Raw genomic sequence first — 16,380 nt, forward strand, 5'->3', positions numbered from 1 at the left:
TAGTTTTAGAGACGTAGCATTGCTACGTCTCTACATGATTGTTCAGAGATGTCTATTGACTATTTCCCAAAGCCTTTACCTCGGCTGGTGGAAGGAATGCACAGACAATTTTCTAATTGAGTCAGTAAGGTTTCCCGATCTAAATTTTGCCCAATCAGCACTATTTGATTTTTGGGTTCACCTTTCCATTCGTCATCATCTAGAGTGAACCGTTTACCGCACAGGTGGAAAATATGCCGCTTGGGACTTTCATCAAACCACATGATACCCTTGGCGCGGAAGATAGACGTGGGTAGTTGATTATCTAAAAAATATTGAAACTTCCGAATTGAGAAAGGTTGGTCACTTTTGAAAGATATGGATGCAAAGCCATCATTTTCTAAGTGGTCAGAGTGATGATGGTGGTGTTCATGGTCGTGATGGTCGTGACCGCAGTTTGCATGATCATCATCATCATGGTCATGATGTTCGTGACCACAGGTTGAATGATCATGGTCATGGTCATGATGTTCGTGATCATGCTCATCAACACTGCCAAAATATTTATCAGATTCAAACAGTCCGACACTGAGAATTAAAGGTAACGCAACTTGCGATCGCGTCGTCCTTAAAATCCTTGCACCTTCCTTAACTTCGTTAATTTTCTTTTCCAACTCATCTAATGTTGCTTCATCAACCAAATCTGCTTTGTTCAAGACAATCACATCACCGTAGGCAATTTGACTGTAAGCTGCTTGGGAGTTGAATAAATCTAAGCTGTAATTTGCTGCATCTACTACAGTAATAATCGAGTCCAACCGCGTTAAATCCCGCAGTTCTGTACCCAAAAATGTTAGGGCTACTGGTAGGGGATCTGCTAATCCCGTTGTTTCTACAACTAGGTAATCTAGCTTTTCGTCCCGTTCTAAAACTTTATATACAGCATCAACTAAATCATTATTAATAGTGCAGCAGATACAACCATTACTCAGTTCCACCATATTCTCATCGGTGGAAACGATTAACTCGTTGTCGATGCCGATTTCTCCAAATTCATTCACCAAAACAGCAGTTTTTAAACCCTGTTGGTTGCTGAGGATATGGTTAAGTAAGGTTGTTTTGCCACTACCAAGAAATCCAGTAATAATTGTGACTGGCATTCCTTGTTTGGGGGCATCCATTGGTTGAAAATTGGAAGTAACTGCTGATTGCATAAGACTGTAATCAAAAAATTTGAAAATTTGAGAGAAGTTAAAATTGCAGCACCGCTACCAGGAGATCAAAGTCATAGACTCGAAACGGCTACCCACACGATAAGTCAAAAGAGTTGAATTTTGGTCTTTTGTACTGTTTTAAATGGTAGTCGTATTTCAGCCGTGATGTACTAGCATAGGGATGCTGGATAATTATTCCTGCTGCTTTACTTTATTATCGCGTATCTTTCTATTTCAAATTTACTGTGTTATGACCCTAACCATTTACAATACCCTCACCCGTCGGCAAGAACCTTTTGAAACTGTAGAACCAGGAAAGGTTAAGATGTATTGCTGTGGTGTGACAGTTTATGACTATTGCCATTTGGGTCATGCACGTTCTTATATCGTTTGGGATACTATTCGCCGTTATTTGATCTGGCGCGGTTTTGAAGTAACCTACATCCAAAATTTTACTGATATTGACGATAAGATTCTCAACCGCGCTAAAGAACAAGGTTCAACGATGGAAGCGGTCTCGAACCGCTTTATTGATGCTTATTTTGAAGATATCCGCCGTTTAAATGTCATGGATGCGGATGAGTATCCCCGCGTTACTGAGCATATTCCCGAAATTCATGAACTGATTCAGATTTTAGAACAAAAAGGTCTAGCCTACGCTGTGGGTGGAGATGTTTATTACCGTGTAGAACGCTTTCCTGATTATGGCAAACTCTCAGGCAGAGAACTAGAACAGATGCAAGCTGGTGCTAGCGGTCGGTTAGATGCAGAGGAATCAGAAGTTAAAAAGCAACACCCCTTTGATTTTGCCTTGTGGAAGGGAGCAAAACCAGGAGAACCGGCATGGAGTTCTCCTTGGGGTGAAGGTCGCCCCGGATGGCATATTGAATGCTCGGCGATGATTCGCTCTAAATTAGGAAAGACCATTGATATTCATGGTGGTGGTGGAGATTTGATTTTTCCGCACCATGAAAATGAAATTGCTCAGTCAGAAGCAGCCATCAATCAACCATTGGCGCGTTATTGGACACATAACGGCATGGTGATGGTAGATGGTCAGAAAATGTCTAAATCACTGGGTAATTTCATCACCATCAGGGAATTACTAGATGGGGTGGGAAATTGGAAAGATCAGCCAGTCAACCCGATGGCGGTGAGATTGTTTGTTTTACAGGCACATTACCGCAAGCCTTTAGATTTTACCGAAGATGCGATCGCTACTGCGGAAAATAGCTGGAAAACCCTGAAAGAAGGGTTACTTTTTGGCTATCAATACGGCGAAAAACTGGGATGGAGTGAAGAAGCAGGGGAGCAGGGGAGCAAGGGAGCAGGGGAGAAAAACCACCTACAAGTGGGTCAAGAACCGGCGATGATTCCCGAACTTGTCACCCGCTTTCAAGAATTGGGGGATGATGATTTTAATTTCTCTGGTGGTTTGGCCGTTGTGTTTGAATTAGCCAAAGACCTGCGCCGCGAAGGAAATATTTTGGTGCATGAAGGAATAACCAAAACCCCATCCGATGAACTCCACCGCCAGTGGTATACCCTAATTACCTTGGCTAAAGTCTTGGGTTTAGAAGCAACACTAGATGATGAAACCCTGACAAAAGACGGTTTAAGTGATGCAGAAATTGAGGCTCTAATTCAGCAAAGACAGGACGCGAGAAAATCTAAAAATTTTGCCGAAAGCGATCGCATCCGCAACGAACTACAAGCTCAAGGTATAACTTTAATTGATAGCCCTCAAGGTACGCGTTGGCATAGAGGCTAAAGGTGAATGGGGACTGGGGAAGAGAAAATTTACCCAATCCCTAATACCCAGTACCCAATCCCCAATACCCAATCCCTATTCCCTAAAATTTTTATGTGGTCTGAATTAACAAAAGCGATCGCTAGTTTTAAAATACCTGCTGATTGGATCGGTATTCGAGTTGTGAAGGAAACGGCTGCTAACCATTATGTCCGGGATGGTTTGCCCCAATCCAATGGCAAATCTACAACCCAGGGAGCAATGCTCGAAGTCTTGGTTAACGGCTGTTTGGGTTACGCAGCAACTAATTCCTTAGAACTACCATCGCTGCAAGTGGCGGCGGAAATGGCATATAAACAAGCACTTGCAGCTAGTGAATGGTGGATTTATCCCTTCCGCGAAACTGAACGTCCTAAAGTGGTGGGTGAATATAACTCACCTTTTTTAGAACCATTGGATGCCCTATGCCCAGGGGAAATTAATGATTTACTGGTGCGGATTTGTCACACCCTCAAAGTTGACGAGAAAATTGTGCAAACCACAGCCAGCGTCAGCACGAACCAGAAAGAGAGTTGGTTTGTCAGCAGCAATGGTTCTGAGGTATATCAAAAGTTTTTATCTTTAGGAAACCATTATGGAGCGATCGCTCAAGATGGGGCAATAGTCCAACCACGCACCAATAACGGCTGGCAAGCACACTGTTATCAAGGCGGGATGGAATTGTTACACAGAGAAAATTTATGGCGAGAGGTACAGCAAATTGGCGAACAGGCGATAGAACTGTTAACCGCCGAGGAATGCCCAACTACCCGCACCAATTTAGTTTTAGCCCCCGACCAAATGATGCTGCAAATTCATGAAAGTGTGGGACATCCCTTAGAAATTGACCGAATTTTAGGAGATGAACGCAACTACGCCGGCGGTAGCTTTGTCAACACCAGCGATTTTGGTCAGCTAGTTTACGGTTCACCCTTGATGAATATTACCTTCGACCCTACCGTTGATGGTGAATATGCTAGCTACGGCTTTGATGATACAGGAGCGATCGCCACAAGAGAATATGTCATCAAAGAAGGCGTATTGCAACGGGGTTTAGGTAGTTTAGAAAGTCAAGCCAGAACCGGAGTTCCTGGAGTCGCCTGCGCTCGTGCATCCTCTTGGAATCGCGCCCCAATTGACCGCATGGCGAACTTAAATTTAGAGCCAGGAAACGCCAGTTTTGACGAAATGATTAGGGGGATTGAACACGGCGTTTATATGGAATCTAATCGTTCTTGGTCAATTGACGATCGCCGTTATAAATTTCAGTTTGGCTGTGAGTATGCCAAATTAATTGAAAATGGTAAACTCACTAAAACCCTCCGCAATCCCAACTACCGCGCCACCACCCCAGAGTTTTGGCATAGCTTAATCCAAGTGGGGGATGACTCCAATTGGGAAATGTATGGTACACCCTTTTGTGGTAAAGGTGAACCCAACCAAGCGATTTGGGTAGGACATGGTTCACCAGTTTGTGTATTCGCTAATGTTGAAGTTTTTGGGGGAGGAAAGTAAAAAATTCAAAATTAAAGATAGAACGTAGGTTGGTTTGACGCAAGAAAAATCAACATTAACTAATATATTTTTATTGCGCTCCACTGCCCTTGTTAAGTGCATCATTCTTACTTATGAAAGCAGAAATCTCTACCTTAGAAGTTAGCTTTAATCAAATACTAGAAACTCTCATTGCAAAAAAGGCAGAAAATGAAGAATTTACTGTCAAATTGAACTGTGAACGCAGTCAATTTACTCGATTGAATCATGCCAAAATCCGTCAAACTGGTTATGTATCTGACGGTTCGGTGGAATTAACTCTCATGGCAGATCAACGTAGTAGTTTTCGCCAATTTCCGTTTACTGGCAATTTGGAAACAGACTGGCAAGCAGCATATAAAGCTTTACAAGAACTACGAGATGAATTGCCTGTATTACCATCTGATTCTTATCAGGTCTTACCATCAGGAAATAATACTGGTCGAGAAGTAAATACAGGTAACTTGCTGACAGCAGACGTATTATTGTCAAATATCTTAGAACAAATTAATGAATTAGATTTTACTGGTATATATGCTGGGGGAATAGCAATTAGAGCCTATGGTGATTCCTGTGGACAAAAACATTGGTTCGCAACTGATTCTTTTACCTTAGACTATTCTTTATTTATCGAATCTGGGCAAGCTGTTAAAGGTATATTTGCAGGTAGTAATTGGGAGACAGCCGCTTATACCGCTAAAATCAGCGAGGCTAAAAAACTCATTAAACTATTATCTAATACACCAAAGGAATTACCCAAAGGACAATACAAGACTTACTTTGCACCTGCTGCCGTGGCTGATTTATTGGGTATGCTTTCTTGGGGTGCTGTGAGTGAAGCAGATATCCAACAAGGTAACAGTGCATTAGCAAGTTTGTCACGACAAGAAAAACAATTGTCGTCTGCATTTAGTTTAAAAGAAAATTTTCACCGGGGGCTAGTACCGCGATTTAATGAATTGGGCGAAACCGCAGCACCAGAATTACCAATCATAGACAACGGTAAATTAGTCAATACCTTAATTAATTCCCGCACTGCGAAGGAATATAAGAAAATTGCCAATGGTGCTAATAGTTCCGAAACTCTACGTGCGCCAGAAATCAGTCCAGGTAATTTAGTTTATGAGCAAATCTTGTCAAGTTTAGATACAGGGTTGTATGTATCTAATTTACATTACTTGAACTGGAGCGATCGCCCTAAAGGTAGAATTACAGGTATGACCCGTTACGCTTGTTTTTGGGTAGAAAACGGTGAAATTGTCGCACCCATCGAAAATCTCCGCTTCGATGAAAGTCTTTATCGTTTTTGGGGAGAAAATTTAGTAGCCTTCACCAATTTTCAAGAGTTCATCCCAGAAGTCGGCACATACGAAAGTCGTCAACTCGGCGGTAGCTTAGTTCCAGGTATGTTGGTAAATGATTTTACTTATACCTTGTAACTTCCAGTTTGCATGATTTCCTCATCCCTAGCTATTCCGTGACTTTAACCTGGAAAGTGTCACTTTATCTAACTTCATTAAATTAAATAGATGCGATCGCAGTCAAGATTTGCGAAACTATTGATCCTAAAAACAAATGGGCTAAAGGCGCACAGTGATAATTGAGATAGTGATTACAGGCGATCGCCCCACGGCGAAGGTAAACGTAACGCATCAACCAGTTTTAGTCTGTCAAGAAACGGCAAATTTTGATCCGAAAATGGTAAAAACGCAAATTTCGCCATTCCGTATTTAGTAAGCAGAGAAATGACTACAAGTATTGTGACAATCACAAATATTGATGATAGGCGATCGCTTAAATGAATTCATTTGTAAAAATTTATCTCTATAAATACACAGCCACAATTCAAGGCGTGTTGACGAGATATTTAAATAAGTCATCAATTACTGCATCAGTAGCCAGTAAATTTCCGGCTCGCCAAGTTAGATAATCCATAGAGTAAACGTGATTTTGTTGAACGGCTCGCAGATTTTTCCACAGTGGTTTTTGCTTGAGTTCTTCTAGAAATTTTTGATCATCATCAGTTAAAGTTCCTACAAACAAAACATCACCGTCTACTTTCTCTAATTCTTCTATGGAAAAGTAAATTTGTGTATAAGGTGCGATAACATCTTGTGATTTGGGACGTTGTAATCCCACATCTTTGAGAATAGAATCGGGAAAAGAGTTCTTGCCTTCGCTGAATATTACACCAGGTGCTAAAAAGACAAGAGAAATTTCTTGATTTTGATAGCGATTTCCTAAAGCTGCTTTGAGTTTTTCCACTCGCTGATAATAATGTTCCCAAGCTTTTTGTGCCGCTTCTTGTTTTCCTAAAACCTGAGTAACAAAATCAAATAAGTCTCGCCAAGTTTTATTTTGCCAATTAAATAGTACAGTAGGAGCGATTTTTGAAAGTAGAGGATAAAATTGACTTTCTGCATTCCAACCTATAATAATATCAGGCTTAAGCAGTAAAATCTTTTCTAGATTAGGTGAAGAAATTCCTAGTGAATGTATACCATCTACTTTACCCTCTAGATATGTATTTTCGCCCAGCATATCAATATAGGTACTTCCCAGGGGCTTAACTCCAAGGGTAAGCGCATTACCTAAAGTCGGTAAAGAAAAAGTGACAATACGCTGGGGATTTATGGGAACGCAAGTTTTACCCATTGTGTGTTTAACCATGCGGCAATCTTTACTTGCGACTTCAGTAGGAAAAACTGTGTTTTGAACTGTGCAACTGCTACAAGCTGTAATCTGTCCAAAAATCACAACCATTAATAATAAACAACGTATCCCGGAGCGTATTGTCATTGTTCTTTGCTAGATAAAATTCAGTCAAGAATCAATACAATTAAAACTTTACTGAAACTGATCCAGTAATTGCAAAAGGTGCTTGAGGAACCAAACCACTGCCTTGGAAAATATACTTTCCGCTACCTATGGATGTATATTTATCCTCATGTTCCCCTGAAAAATGAAAATGGTAACTTAGCCAAGATTCTGTTTCTGGGTCTTCAAAAATCACGCGATCGCACAACCGCAAATCACCAATAGCTAACTGCAAACCCTGACGCAGCTTGATTTCTCGCCAATAGCCTTGTCCCAGTACCTTTGGGTAATCATATATCACATCTAACTGATCATCTGGATCTGGATATTGGGAACTGTTTTCTGTCTCTTGATACAACAGCTTGTCGAAGGTTTGCTGGGAGATAGTGATAGTCATAATTGATATTACGGAATAAAAAGTAAAATTTATATTAAAAATTACGTAATAAATTGATCAAAAATTGAGTTTTATTTTTAATTAAATGAGAATTATTTTTAAAATTGTTGCATATTAACAGTGTAGTAGGCAATTATTTATTCCTGGAAATAACTGATGATTTCCTGACATAGATTTTTGACCCACTGGCAGCGATACAATTAACACAAATCCATAAAAAGCGGTCTTTATGGCGACACAACTCGGTAAAACCAAAGAGCTACATAATCTGGTAATCTCTTGGGAAGCGTTGCCGGATGATTTTCAACTAAAGGATGAACCAGTGGAAAATACAGGTCAGCCAAGATTGGCTGACGCTTTGCGTGAAAGCTTAGAAATTAGCGGTTTCATCCAACCGCAGATGTTGATTGCTTCCAATTTTGGTCTTTGTGCAACTATTAACGGATTGCTGTACTTATACGCTTCTTTGTAAGACAAGCCTGTAATCATCAAAAAAAGTTAGCTAGAATTAATGAATCCCCGACTGTACGCGCCACAAACTGGTATAAATCCCATCAATTGCTAGTAATTCCTCATGCTTACCCTGCTCGACAATTTGACCATGTTCCATGACATATATGCAATGACTGTGGCGAATTGTGGAAAGACGGTGAGCGATCGCGATCGTTGTCCGATTTACGGTAATCTTTTCCAAAGAGCGTTGGATTGCGGCTTCAGTTTCATTATCCACCGCAGATGTCGCTTCGTCCAAAATCAAAATCGGCGGATTTTTTACCACTGCTCTAGCAATAGCTATCCGTTGGCGTTGTCCCCCAGATAACTTTTGTCCTCGTTCCCCAACTATTGTTTCATAACCTTGGGGTAACTCTCTAATAAAATCATGTGCTTCAGCTACTTTCGCAGCATTAATGATTGCTTCATCAGTCGCTTCAAAAGTACCGTAGGCAATATTTTCTGCCACCGTACCATGAAATAAAAATACATCTTGACTAACTAAGCCAATACTGCGACGCAAATCGGATAAATTCAACCTGTGAATATCAACCCCATCAATGGTAATTGAGCCATTAGCAACATCATAAAATCGCAACAATAGTTTTACTAAAGTGCTTTTACCCGAACCTGTAGAACCAACAACCGCAATAGTTTTTCCAGCAGGAATGTGTAAGGATAAATCCTTAATTATTGTTGCACTATTTCGATAAGCAAAAGTAACATTTTTAAACTCAACTTCCCCCTGTACTTGCTCCACAACTAAAGGCATATCTCCTGTAATAACTTGGATGGGAGTATCTAACAAATCCATCACTCGCTTTGTCGAAGCCATTGCCCGTTGATATCTGTCAAAAGTTTCTCCTAAAAATACCAATGGCCACAATAATCTTTGGACTAAAACTAATAAAACGCTATAATTACCGATGGATATTCTACCAGAATAAGCTGCCATACCTCCCAGAAATAATAAAGCCGTAAACCCAACTAAAACCAACATTCTAATTACAGGCACAAAAGCCGCAGAAAGTTTAATTGCTTTGGCATTACTTCTTTTATAAGCTTCGCTTTCTGTTGCTAATCTGGCACTTTCATAATTTTCAGCAGTGAAACTTTTAATGGTGGTAATACCACTAATATTATTAGCTAACCGAGAATTTAGAAAACTCACCTTTTCCCTAACATCAGCATAACGAGGTTCGAGACGCTTTTGATAGACTAATGAACCCCAGAGAATAAACGGCATTGGTAGCATTGCTGCTAAAGTGATGTTGAGAGGTAAAATGAAGAATGCACCACCGATTAAAATTATAAATGAAGTGGTAACTTGGATAATTTCATTAGCTCCCCCATTTAAAAAGTCTTCGAGTTGGTTGATATCATCACCGAGAATAGACATCAAACCGCCTGTACTACTGTCTTCAAAATAAGCTGATTCTAATTCTTGTAAATGATTGTAGGCATCTAAACGTAAATTATGTTGAATATTTTGGGCTAAGTTCCGCCAAATTCTATCATAAGCATACTGAGAAAGTGATTCAAATATCCAAACAATAACGGTAATTAATGAAAGTAGAGAAAATTGCCATATTACTTCTTGAATGCCTAATTTACCTATAAAAGAATCTTGCTTTTGGACTAATATATCTACAGCTACACCTATTAACCAAGGTGGGGCTAAATCTAAAATTGTATTGATTACAGAGTAGGTAGAGGCTTGATAAATTTGTCCCTGATATTTTTGTCCGTAGTTAAGTAACCTTTGGAGGGGAGAGAGTTGATTTGATAAAGGATGGAATTTTGATGTCATTGTCAGAGTGCAAGTTCAGTGATTTAGGTTTTCTAGTTAGTCATTGCAATGGCAGTTGACCAAAATATATAAATTTTACTATTGTTTGATATGTGAATTCTATCCAAAAACGGCAAAGTTATATCCTAAAAGGGCAATTTATAGGTTATTTTGCTAACACACATATGTAAAAGCAGAATAATGACTTTACCATTAAAGTTCGATGGCTATGCCCGCCGCAGGCATCGCTCCCTCAAACGTCGTCTAGTTTATCTGTACTACTTACATCTTATCTACCACTTTTTCAATATCTTAGATGCGTTTGCCCTGTGTGATTTTTTGATTATCGAATGGTGTTTTGACTAAATATTTATAGAGGTCATCAATTATTCTGTTAGCTCCCATAGCTCCCCCGACAGTCCAATTTACCCTATATATCTGTTTAGTTTTAACAGCTTTAAGATTTGACCAAATAGGCTTTTGTAAGAAAGATAAAACTTCAGGATTTGCTTCTTTAAAATCTCTAGTCAAGTGTTCTGTCATAATAAATAAAATATCCGCATCGTATTTGGGTAAAACTTCAATACTTAATGTTAACTCGCGTTGTTTTTGATTTTGTTGGATTAGTCGTAAACCTGCGTCGCTAAGAATTTGACCATAAGCGAGAAAGTCCGGTCTGTAGCTATAAAAAATATCCGCCGAACCTGCAAGATAAATCACAGATATTGTTTTTTTTTCTAGTTGCTTTCCTAATTGCTGCCGCAATGTTTGGATACGATTTTGGTACTGAGTCAGAAGTTCCTCTGCGCGATCGCTCTTTCCCAACACCTGGGCTACATATCGTAGTCTTTCTTTAAAGTCATACATACTCGGAAAATCGATCAGTACGGTTGGCGCGATACTAGAAAGGATTTTATAAGAACTCTTGAGCCATGTTAACCCCAAAATTAAATCGGGTTTTAAACTAAGAATTTTCTCTAGGGAAGGTTGATTTCCAATATTGCCCACAACTGGAATGTCAGCAAGTAAGTCGCTGGGTATACCTCGAAAATTTTCCTCACAGTCCTGACAATACATGACACCAACTGGCTTTACACCCAGAGCCAGTAGAGAATCGAGAATTATATTTTCTTCTAGTACAACAACTCGCTGCGGTTTAAGTGGAATTTCAACTTTACCTAAAGCATGACTAATAGTTTTTGTTTCTATTGGCGTTAGAGCAGTTGCACTTGTTTGCCTTTTTTCTAGCTGCGGTGTGTTGTTGTTACAGGCTGCGATCGCTAAAACCAAAACTATTGTCAGAAAGAATGGTAAAAATTTGTAATTACTCGAAATCTGTCGGGGTTGACACAAGATATGCAAACTCGAAAAAACAGTCTTGACAACCCAAACAAACTTAGCAAAAGTCAAAAGGCAAACATCTTTAACAACAAGTAATAATGGCATAATTGTACTAATGGCTCTCTTTCTCATTGCAAGGCATTTCTTCTTTAACTAATATTTGGCAGGTTGTCTAAAAGACTGGTGTTGTGTACACGCAAATTACTTAACTGATGATCTACAGGAGAGAGTTAAAATTCCCAGCTAATAGAGCCGATAATTGTAAAAGGCGCACCTCTTCGCAGAAATGTTCTGCCATCGTCAGAGGTTCTAATATAGTCGGTATCAAATAGATTACGGATATTGATACCAGCTTTAAAACCATCTCTACGGTAGTAAATTGCCGCATCGGTACGCAAGTAATCGGGTATTTCAAAGGAGTTAGCTGAATCTCCCGATCGCGTACCCACATAAAATAGACCCAGACCAAATCCCAAACCCTTCAAATCGCTATTCTGAAACTCATAGGTTGTCCAGAGACTAGCTTGATTTTCTGGCACACTCACCAATCGATTGCCTACAGGAATATCGTTATCTTCAGTTACTTCTGCATTGGTGTAAGCATAGGAAGCGATCGCCTTCCAACCGGGTAAAATCTCCCCCGCAACATCTAACTCAATCCCTCGACTTCTTTGCTCCCCTACCTGAATTAAGTAATCAAGCGCAGCTCTTTCAGGATCAGGATCGGGGGTGAGAATATTTGACTTGGTGATCTGATAGGCTGCCAATGTTGCCGAAAGCCTACCCTCTAGAAAGTCAGCTTTAATACCTGCTTCATATTGTGTTCCTCTTGTAGGCTCAAATATTTCACCATCAGGGTTGACTCCAGTTTCAGGGACGAAAGATTGGCTGTAGCTGGTGTAGAGAGAAATAGATTTGCTGGGCTGATACACTAACCCGATTCGGGGGCTGAAAGCACTACTATCAGGGTTTTGTGTCGTATCCCCTGTCACGTTGTCTGTATTCTCGCCGGAAATCCAATCGAAGCGTCCACCGATTAATAATTTCAGATTATCTAGAAAGGTAATCTGATCCTGAAGGTAAATCCCGTAGGTTTGAAAACGTTCGGTAGAACTAGAACGTGGGCCATAGTCGAAGCTGGGAATATTATAGTTGGGATTGAAAATATCTAGATTAGGAACATTCCTTTGAACTACCCTTGCAAAAGTATCAATATTATAATTGAAATCAAAACCCATCAATATTTGGTGTGAAATCGATCCCGTATTAAACTTTCCTAGCAAGTCGATCTGTCCAAAATAGTTGTCTTGCGTAAAATCACGATCTTGAGCAAATTGCCGTAAGGACTGATCGTTCACTACTCCCGTTGCTAAAGTATATTCTTCAGCGTTTTTACTAGTAACCACAGAAAAGTTATTGCGAATCTGCCAGTGATCACTAAATTCATGACTCAATGTGTAACCCAACTTTTGGGTAGTATTATCTACGTAAGCATTGTTAGGATATGCCTGATAGAAACTTCGAGGCAGAAACGTATTATCGCTAAGAATAGAGGTATACTGCTCAAAAGTTCCTTTGAAGTTAATATACTCATAATATAGAGTCAGGTCTGTTCTATCACCCAATTTCCAAGCGATTGTTGGTGCGATTGTAGTCAGATTTGTGTTGACAAAATCTTGAAAACCATCTGAACTTTGATAGCTGGCGTTGAAGCGATAAAGCAAAGTTTTATCGGCGTTTAAAGGGCCAGAGAAATCAATACTAGGCTGATAAAATGCCCTGTTCCCCACCTCAAATCCCAGCTTATAATAGGGTTCACTCAAGGGTTGTTTGGTGACGACATTGATGATTCCACCAGGTTCTACAGCCCCAAATAAAACCGAGGCTGGCCCTTTGAGAACTTCCACTCGCTCAATCGTCCCCACTCCTGTCAAGCCATAAGAATTTACATCTCGATAGCCATTTCGGAAACTTCCACCCTGTTCAAATCCTCTAATAATGAAGTCTTGTGCAGGCGAACCGTTGTAGTCAGCACCGTCAACTACGCCACTAACCGTTTCCACTGCCTCAGCTAGACTTCTCACATTGCGATCTTCCAGCACTTCTCGCGGCACTACCTGAATAGATTGGGGAATATCGCGCAAAGGTGTATCTGTCTTTGTTGCAGTCGTCGCATCCTGTACGCGATACCCATTCTGTTGTCCCGTTACCACTAACTCAATCGGTTCATCCTGCTGTGCTACTGGTTCTTCTTGGGGTGTTTCAACTGCTGGCTTTTCTTGAGCTTGTGGCGTTTGTGGTTGTTGCGCCGTAGTTGCAGCAGGTGTTACGCCAAAAATTAGCCCTTCATCCCCATCAAATAACTCAACTATCGGCAGTCCTGTTTCCCCCGTCACTGTCACCTGGATAGTATTATTATTTTGATTAACTACCAAGACTTCCGCAATTCCGGCAAATGGTTTTTCTTGACGAAATGTATCACTACCCTCATAGCGCAATTGCGAATTGGGAATATCGATAATTAATTTATTGCCTTCATTCTTCTGAACAGGTTTGAGAGCATCACCTTTAGCAGTTTCTAAAATGACCTCAACACCTTTTTCAGTTTGGTTGATACGTACCCCTGTAACTTCTACTATTGCCTCTGCATCAGGGTTTTGACTTAACAACAGTGCGGCATTCCTCTGGGGAAGTTTTACTTCACTCAACTGGGGCATAGTTGATATAGATTTGCTTTTATCTTCAATATCAACCGAATTTCCCCCATCAGTTTCAGCCAGGACTGACTGTGTTATGAGTATGAAAACTGAGGCTGTAAACATCAGCCCGGAAAGCGATTTTATTAATCTCATCACCAAATCTCCCTCACACCAACGTATTAATCGGACTTTTTACCCCTCTCCTGTGACAGGTTAGGGTATTAGGTCACTCCATTTATCCCCACAAGCTGTTAGGAATATTTCTTAACTAAACTAGTAGTGTATCTACAATAGGGGATTCGGATTTCTAATTTGAACGCTAGAGGGATTTTTTTTGAACGCTAGAGGGATTTTTGCTGATGTTGAAAGTATTGTTTGGGATTCAAGCCAAATTTTTTGCGGAAAGCTAAAGCAAAGTAACTGCGACTGTCAAAACCTACTCTAAATGCCACTTCTTCAACGTTCATTTCTCCTAATGCTAAAAGTTGTTTCGCTTTTTCCAGACGATAGTTGTGCAAATATTTGAACGCAGATGTCCCGAAAACTTGACGAAACCCACGCTTCAATTTAAATTCATTTATCCCTACTTGTTGTGCTAACTCTATTAGACTGGGTGGATTTTCTAGATTATCCAACAAAATTTCTTTGGCTTGGTATATTCTCTCGACATCTCTCAAACTTTTGTCTGGAAAGCTATGATTTTGTATCTCCTGTTCCTGAAATTGCTGGAAATAAAGCGTCATCAATCCCATTACTTGACCTTCCAAATACATTCGCTTCATTAAGCCTTGATAGGGACACTTGAGGATATTACATAACACCTGCCACATTTGCTGTGTGATTTCCCCTTGCTGGTAGTAAGGCTGTACTTTACCATTCATTACTGCTTGGCGCAGGAAAATGGGTATCTGTTCTAATTCTTCTTCGCCAAAACTTTGAAAGAATTGCTGTGGTTCAATTTTCAGATAAATTCGTGAAAACTTTTCTCCGGCTTTCCACCATTCAGTTTCTTTGATATCGCAGTTACATTCTGAATAATATCTGCCTACGATTTCGTCTGTTTTGTCAGTTAAACCGTGGCGTTCAATTCTCACTTTTCCTGAAAGAAAAAAACTCAAGCCAAATGCAGTATCATCTAAATTATCTCTAATCCATACTAGATCATTAATAAACTCTTTTTCATGTATCTTAATAAATAGTCCACTACGTAATTCTGTCCAGCATTCATAGGTATGACAGATATCTAGAATTTTCCCTTTATGGATAGTTTCAAGCCCCTTTGATTGACTAGAAAGTTGACCATTTTGCTCACTTTCTGCCCATAGTTCTTCCCAGTCTGTACTTGTAATAATTTTTGTCATAGTCTAATGATAATTGCTATTATTATCAAGCTGATATATGGTTGAAACTAACACAGCTTTTCCAGTTCCTTAACAGGGAACACCTAATACTGGATGCAATGTTAATTGCAAACTTGACAAGTCAGCGATCGCTCCAGTAGTCAGTAGTCAGTAGTCAGTACCCCAAACTGCTATATCTCTTAAATAAGAAATATTATTAATTGTTGCATGAAAGTCACTGTAAGAAAAGCGACTGTATATCAAGTCGCTAAGTTAACCTTTCTGGTTATCCATTGACCACAAGGCTTTTTTATCTAAAAATCTGTTTAACCTAGCAATACCTTTGCCAATACTTCTTTAAACACCACAAAACTGAGATCAATTCCATCAAGCGCGAGTAAGTCTTAGTGTTTCCCTATTCCACAACTTGACCATGATCCATCACATATATGCAATGACTGCTGCGAATTGAGGGAAGATGGTGAGCGGTAAGCATACCCCTCCGGGGTTCGCGGTAGCGTTGCGTAGCAAAGCAAGCTATGCGAAGCGTCTCCGCTAGGAGAAGCTATGCCGTTAGGCTTATCGAGATCGTAGTCCAATTCACAGTAATCTTATCTAAAGAGCGTTGAATTGCCGCTTCCGTCTCATTAACGACGATAAATCAACAACTTATTCAAGTTTTACATAATGTATTGAGAATATTTCTTAATTGTTACAAGTTCTTGTAGTATGTATTGATATTCTCAATTTTTACTAATACCAATTTAATATGAAGCTGCATAGAAAAGAGCTTCTAAAATAAAGTTATAAGAGGAGATAGACATTACCTGCTCAAACGTTAATTGCTCGAACAATTGTTGTATGCGAGCGCGTAAATCTTGCAAAGAAGGAAAAAGCTCATTATGAAGTGATTTTTTGAGAAACTGCCAAAGCCTTTCAATTGGATTAAGTTCAGGAGAATGAGGTGGTTGCAATAGGTAGGGAAAACGT

Annotated in this window: 12 protein-coding genes and 2 pseudogenes; 4 read left to right on the forward strand and 10 right to left on the reverse strand. The window is 39.8% G+C overall.

Features of this window, described 5'->3' with window-relative positions; genetic code table 11:
- Positions 1-59: 59 nt before the first annotated feature.
- A complete protein-coding gene (locus VB693_RS02840; protein WP_323264968.1) occupies positions 60-1,193 on the reverse strand; it encodes a GTP-binding protein in 1,134 nt (377 codons plus the stop codon).
- 250 nt (positions 1,194-1,443) lie between these two features.
- Here VB693_RS02840 and cysS point away from each other — a divergent pair, with 250 nt between their 5' ends.
- The 3 genes from cysS to VB693_RS02855 all read left to right on the forward strand — a co-directional run bounded on the left by cysS (position 1,444) and on the right by VB693_RS02855 (position 5,954).
- Positions 1,444-2,964 carry a cysteine--tRNA ligase gene (gene cysS / locus VB693_RS02845; RefSeq protein WP_323264969.1) on the forward strand — a complete coding sequence of 507 codons (1,521 nt, stop codon included), beginning with the start codon at positions 1,444-1,446 and terminating at the stop codon, positions 2,962-2,964.
- A gap of 93 nt (positions 2,965-3,057) precedes the next feature.
- Positions 3,058-4,497: a TldD/PmbA family protein gene (locus VB693_RS02850; protein WP_323264970.1), complete on the forward strand. Its 1,440-nt coding sequence runs from the start codon at positions 3,058-3,060 to the stop codon at positions 4,495-4,497.
- A gap of 113 nt (positions 4,498-4,610) precedes the next feature.
- Positions 4,611-5,954, forward strand: coding sequence for a TldD/PmbA family protein (locus tag VB693_RS02855; RefSeq protein WP_323264971.1), 1,344 nt, complete (start codon positions 4,611-4,613; stop codon positions 5,952-5,954).
- A gap of 82 nt (positions 5,955-6,036) precedes the next feature.
- On the opposite strand, the gene VB693_RS02860 is transcribed toward VB693_RS02855, so the two are convergent.
- The 3 genes from VB693_RS02860 to VB693_RS02870 form a co-directional block, all read right to left on the reverse strand.
- Positions 6,037-6,168, reverse strand: a complete 132-nt coding sequence (locus tag VB693_RS02860; protein ID WP_323264972.1) for a hypothetical protein — start codon at positions 6,166-6,168, stop codon at positions 6,037-6,039.
- A gap of 192 nt (positions 6,169-6,360) precedes the next feature.
- Positions 6,361-7,314, reverse strand: coding sequence for an iron-siderophore ABC transporter substrate-binding protein (locus VB693_RS02865; RefSeq protein ID WP_323264973.1), 954 nt, complete (start codon positions 7,312-7,314; stop codon positions 6,361-6,363).
- Between the two features lie 40 nt (positions 7,315-7,354).
- The gene (locus VB693_RS02870; protein ID WP_323264974.1) at positions 7,355-7,729 is read right to left on the reverse strand and encodes a hypothetical protein; all 375 of its coding nucleotides are present in this window, start codon (positions 7,727-7,729) and stop codon (positions 7,355-7,357) included.
- Positions 7,730-7,958: 229 nt separating this feature from the next.
- Between VB693_RS02870 and VB693_RS02875 the strand changes: the two are divergent.
- Positions 7,959-8,174: pseudogene (locus tag VB693_RS02875) on the forward strand (hypothetical protein); the annotation flags it as partial.
- 63 nt (positions 8,175-8,237) lie between these two features.
- Here the strand turns inward: VB693_RS02875 and VB693_RS02880 are convergent.
- From VB693_RS02880 to VB693_RS02905, 6 genes and pseudogenes are all read right to left on the reverse strand, one after another.
- Entirely contained in the window at positions 8,238-10,031 is a 1,794-nt protein-coding gene (locus VB693_RS02880; protein WP_323264975.1) for an ABC transporter ATP-binding protein, read from the reverse strand.
- A gap of 291 nt (positions 10,032-10,322) precedes the next feature.
- Positions 10,323-11,456 (reverse strand): iron-siderophore ABC transporter substrate-binding protein, encoded by a 1,134-nt coding sequence (locus VB693_RS02885; protein ID WP_323264976.1) that lies wholly within the window; start codon positions 11,454-11,456, stop codon positions 10,323-10,325.
- Positions 11,457-11,581: 125 nt separating this feature from the next.
- Positions 11,582-14,203 carry a TonB-dependent siderophore receptor gene (locus VB693_RS02890; RefSeq protein WP_323264977.1) on the reverse strand — a complete coding sequence of 874 codons (2,622 nt, stop codon included), beginning with the start codon at positions 14,201-14,203 and terminating at the stop codon, positions 11,582-11,584.
- 188 nt (positions 14,204-14,391) lie between these two features.
- Positions 14,392-15,411 carry an AraC family transcriptional regulator gene (locus VB693_RS02895; protein WP_323264978.1) on the reverse strand — a complete coding sequence of 340 codons (1,020 nt, stop codon included), beginning with the start codon at positions 15,409-15,411 and terminating at the stop codon, positions 14,392-14,394.
- Positions 15,412-15,794: 383 nt separating this feature from the next.
- Positions 15,795-16,045 (reverse strand): annotated as a pseudogene (locus VB693_RS02900) (hypothetical protein); the annotation flags it as partial.
- A gap of 109 nt (positions 16,046-16,154) precedes the next feature.
- Positions 16,155-16,380: transposase (locus VB693_RS02905; protein WP_323264979.1), on the reverse strand; the 226-nt coding region annotated here is incomplete at its 5' end.

Origin of the sequence: Anabaena sp. UHCC 0399 (assembly GCF_034931465.1) — a bacterium.
In the GTDB taxonomy this organism is placed as follows: Bacteria; Cyanobacteriota; Cyanobacteriia; order Cyanobacteriales; family Nostocaceae; genus Trichormus; species Trichormus minutissimus.

What these genes read in the sequence shown, in the direction of transcription:
- VB693_RS02840 (WP_323264968.1), bottom strand. Translation starts at nt 1,193, where the DNA reads ATGCAATCAGCAGTTACTTCCAATTTTCAACCAATGGATGCCCCCAAA.
- cysS (WP_323264969.1), top strand. Translation starts at nt 1,444, where the DNA reads ATGACCCTAACCATTTACAATACCCTCACCCGTCGGCAAGAACCTTTT.
- VB693_RS02850 (WP_323264970.1), top strand. Translation starts at nt 3,058, where the DNA reads ATGTGGTCTGAATTAACAAAAGCGATCGCTAGTTTTAAAATACCTGCT.
- VB693_RS02855 (WP_323264971.1), top strand. Translation starts at nt 4,611, where the DNA reads ATGAAAGCAGAAATCTCTACCTTAGAAGTTAGCTTTAATCAAATACTA.
- VB693_RS02860 (WP_323264972.1), bottom strand. Translation starts at nt 6,168, where the DNA reads ATGCGTTACGTTTACCTTCGCCGTGGGGCGATCGCCTGTAATCACTAT.
- VB693_RS02865 (WP_323264973.1), bottom strand. Translation starts at nt 7,314, where the DNA reads ATGACAATACGCTCCGGGATACGTTGTTTATTATTAATGGTTGTGATT.
- VB693_RS02870 (WP_323264974.1), bottom strand. Translation starts at nt 7,729, where the DNA reads ATGACTATCACTATCTCCCAGCAAACCTTCGACAAGCTGTTGTATCAA.
- VB693_RS02880 (WP_323264975.1), bottom strand. Translation starts at nt 10,031, where the DNA reads ATGACATCAAAATTCCATCCTTTATCAAATCAACTCTCTCCCCTCCAA.
- VB693_RS02885 (WP_323264976.1), bottom strand. Translation starts at nt 11,456, where the DNA reads ATGCCATTATTACTTGTTGTTAAAGATGTTTGCCTTTTGACTTTTGCT.
- VB693_RS02890 (WP_323264977.1), bottom strand. Translation starts at nt 14,203, where the DNA reads ATGAGATTAATAAAATCGCTTTCCGGGCTGATGTTTACAGCCTCAGTT.
- VB693_RS02895 (WP_323264978.1), bottom strand. Translation starts at nt 15,411, where the DNA reads ATGACAAAAATTATTACAAGTACAGACTGGGAAGAACTATGGGCAGAA.